The 2,842-nt window shown below is 60.3% G+C and carries 5 protein-coding genes and 1 pseudogene; 1 reads left to right on the forward strand and 5 read right to left on the reverse strand.

The genetic code is table 11. From position 1 onward, the window contains the following. Positions 1-758: 758 nt before the first annotated feature. The 5 genes and pseudogenes from A2I95_RS29640 to gstA all read right to left on the reverse strand — a co-directional run bounded on the left by A2I95_RS29640 (position 759) and on the right by gstA (position 2,617). A complete protein-coding gene (locus A2I95_RS29640; protein WP_245596997.1) occupies positions 759-1,097 on the reverse strand; it encodes a hypothetical protein in 339 nt (112 codons plus the stop codon). Next, positions 1,084-1,407: pseudogene (locus A2I95_RS29645) on the reverse strand (nitronate monooxygenase); the annotation flags it as partial. The pseudogene A2I95_RS29645 and the gene A2I95_RS29640, both read right to left, overlap by 14 nt. Next, a complete protein-coding gene (locus A2I95_RS29650; RefSeq protein WP_027257616.1) occupies positions 1,404-1,625 on the reverse strand; it encodes a 4-oxalocrotonate tautomerase family protein in 222 nt (73 codons plus the stop codon). The gene A2I95_RS29650 and the pseudogene A2I95_RS29645, both read right to left, overlap by 4 nt. 3 nt (positions 1,626-1,628) lie before the next feature. Then, complete coding sequence (locus tag A2I95_RS29655; RefSeq protein WP_027257615.1) at positions 1,629-2,009, reverse strand: nuclear transport factor 2 family protein; 381 nt, start codon at positions 2,007-2,009, stop codon at positions 1,629-1,631. Further along, positions 2,006-2,617 (reverse strand): glutathione transferase GstA, encoded by a 612-nt coding sequence (gene gstA / locus A2I95_RS29660; protein ID WP_027257614.1) that lies wholly within the window; start codon positions 2,615-2,617, stop codon positions 2,006-2,008. Before gstA ends, A2I95_RS29655 begins: the two co-directional genes overlap by 4 nt. 108 nt (positions 2,618-2,725) lie before the next feature. Between gstA and A2I95_RS29665 the strand changes: the two genes are divergently transcribed. Further along, the coding region (locus tag A2I95_RS29665) for a LysR family transcriptional regulator (protein ID WP_291735644.1) at positions 2,726-2,842 on the forward strand (117 nt) is incomplete at its 3' end.

Genomic DNA, 2,842 nt, shown 5'->3' on the forward strand with positions numbered 1-2,842 from the left:
GGTGATCCCAAAGCCACCGCTCAGCAGCGGCCGCTCGATCTGGTACTGGCCTTGCAGCAGTTTGAAGCCGCAGGGCAGTTCACAGGAGAGAGCCGGGTCAGCAGAGGATGTGTCGTCAGGCACAGCGTCAGTTTCCTTGTGGCAGCCGGAGCTTTGGCCGGAGCGGGGCAGTTGAACCCCAACGCTGGAAGCAGAATGCGGAAGGATCGCGGCGCCATTCGGGCAATCAAGGCAGATGCGCCCAATTCCCGCCGCAATTGGCGCAAGACACCAGGAATGACTGCGTTAACGGGCTCCTAACTACTTGTGTTGAAGTTAGTTAAACTGAGTGTGCAACTGATCATTGTGCGCCGCCCAGGTGAGAAAAGCGTTGGATCTGGCTGGAAACGTGTTGGTTGCGCGATTTGAGAGAGGGTTTCCGAAGCCTTGTTTCAGCCAATGGCACGGCTGCGTTTTCAGTTACTGCAGCGCCGCACGCCAGCGGCTCAGGCTGCGCCTCTCAGAGAGCCAGAGGTAACTTTGGGGTTTGATGTTTTCCAGGACTGAAAAAACTCCACGGAAAACAAACCTGCGCTCAAGAACAGGGCCGGGCCTTGAAACAGGTCTGCAGGGGAGTTTTTTGAAGCTGCTGAACATATTCCGGATGCGGCAGCAGTTGAGCATGTTCCCGGGATTTGAAAGAAAAGGCCAGCAGACGGCATCCTTGTCTCCTAGGGCAATACCGCAACTTGACCCAGCGCCAGTTCAGCCACGCTGTGCTAAGCATCAGCTGTGGCGCCATCGCGGGCTTGCGCGGCAAGTCCCTGAATCAGAACTGCAAAGTATTTCGCCAAAAGATCCGGATCACTTGCTGGCGGCATGTCTCCGTCTTCGATACCGCGCTGGATGCAGGCGGCGATCAATGCCTCGCTGGCCTGCCTGTATCCAGCGAGCAGTTTCTGCGCACCGGTGCTGGCGGCACCGCAATTGGTTGCGGCACTGACCAGCAAGCAGCCTCTGGATCTCTCTTTACAAGAAAACGCCTCGATGGCCTCAAACACATAGCGGTGCAGGGCTTTCGCAGCCGTTGCTTCTTCTTCCAAAGCGCGCTTCGCCATGGCCACCGGCGTCCGCCCCTTGGGCGACTATGATGTCTGCGCCGCAGCCCAGCGCCTGCCGGGCATCGCGCAGTGTCTGGACCTGGCAGATCAGCGGCACACCGGCGTCCCGGATCGCTGGCGCAAAGGGCGCCGGATTGCCAAAGGACAGGAACAGAGCCGCCGGATCGCACGCTAGCACCCGGTCGCTGTTCCGCAAGCTTCCAGGTGATCAGCCCGCAACCCACGCGCGCGCACCCGCAGCGATGGCCATCGGCGCCTGGATCACCGGGCAGGTGATCCCCAGCGCCTCTGTCAGCCGCGTCTTCATTGCGCCTGCTTCCGGTACTCCTGCACCGGCAGGCCGCCAACACCCCAATCCTCCAGCGGGACTTCGTTGATCACCACGAATGTGGTCGCCGGGGACTTGCCCAGAACGTCCTGCAACAGGCCGGTAACCCCGGTGATCAACTGCGCCTTTTGGTCTGCACTCGGTCCAGTGCCGTCAGGGCCGCCTTCGCGGGTCACCTTGATATTCACATAAGGCATCGCTCAGTCCTTTCGCGGAACATAGGAGAACACTTTTGCGACGATGCGCCATTCGGCACCGTGGCGGACAAGGGTCAAGAGATCATGAAAGTCCCGGCCCATCATGGTCATGCGGGCGCTGACACGGGCCAGCCTGTCGCTGGCAAAGGCGATCTCCTGGATCTCCTCCTCGCGCGGGTCGCCGCGCTTGGCCGGCGGCTCCCGTCCGTCCACCCGGCGCATGTAGGTTTCAAGATCCAAGTACAGTTCATCATCTTCGGTGGCGCAGACATAGGCCAATTGCGGGTGAAACACCTTGCGCAGCATTGTACTGTCGGCGTGATGGAGGCCATCGAAATAGGTCTCCATCACTGCGCCGACCTGTTTGTGGCCGGCGGGCGTCATTGGATCAACCCCTCGGCGCGCATTGCAGCCTGAGCGGACGGGCGGGCGGCAATGCGGCTCACGAACGCGGCCAGCCGGGGCCAACGGGCCAGGTCGATGCCGGTGAAATTCGCCCAGTTCGAAACCACGAACAGATAGGCATCAGCCACCGAGAACCGGTCTGCGACCAGCCACTCCCGGCCATCCTCCAGCTGCGCCTCGATCAGATCGAACTTGCCTGCAACAGCTGTGCGCGCCGCGTCTTTGCCGGCCTCGGAGGTGCCGTCGCGGAACAGCGGGCCAAAGGCCTTGTGCAGCTCCGTCCCGATCCAGTTGAGCTGTTCCTGCATCCGGGCGCGGGCCAGGGTGCCGGCTTCCGGCGCCAGGCCTGCCTTCGGATTGCTGTCCGCGATATACTGCAAAACAGCGGCCCCTTCGGTGAGAACGCTTCCGTCGTCCAGGCCCAGGGCCGGAACATAGCCTTTGGGGTTGATCGCGCGGTAGTCCGCGCCGCTTGCGGTCCGGCCCGCCGCGGTATCGACGGCTTCGATTTCAAACGATTGGCCTGTTTCATACAGGGCGATATGGCTGGCCAGCGGGCAAGCGCCGGGTTTGTAGTAGAGTTTCATCGCTATCTCCTGTGCTTGGTGATGCTCTTGACTACCCCTTGACATGATTTATTGATAATATTGTGTTCTCACAATCATGATTATCAAAACAGATCATATAGCAAAAAAATGAAACACGACCAGCTTGTTGCCCTGGAGGCGATCGTCTCAACCGGCACTTTCCGCGGTGCGGCTGAACGGCTGAACAAATCGCAATCAGCCATCAGCCACACAATCCGCCAGCTG

It is taken from the genome of Leisingera sp. F5 (genome assembly GCF_001593695.1).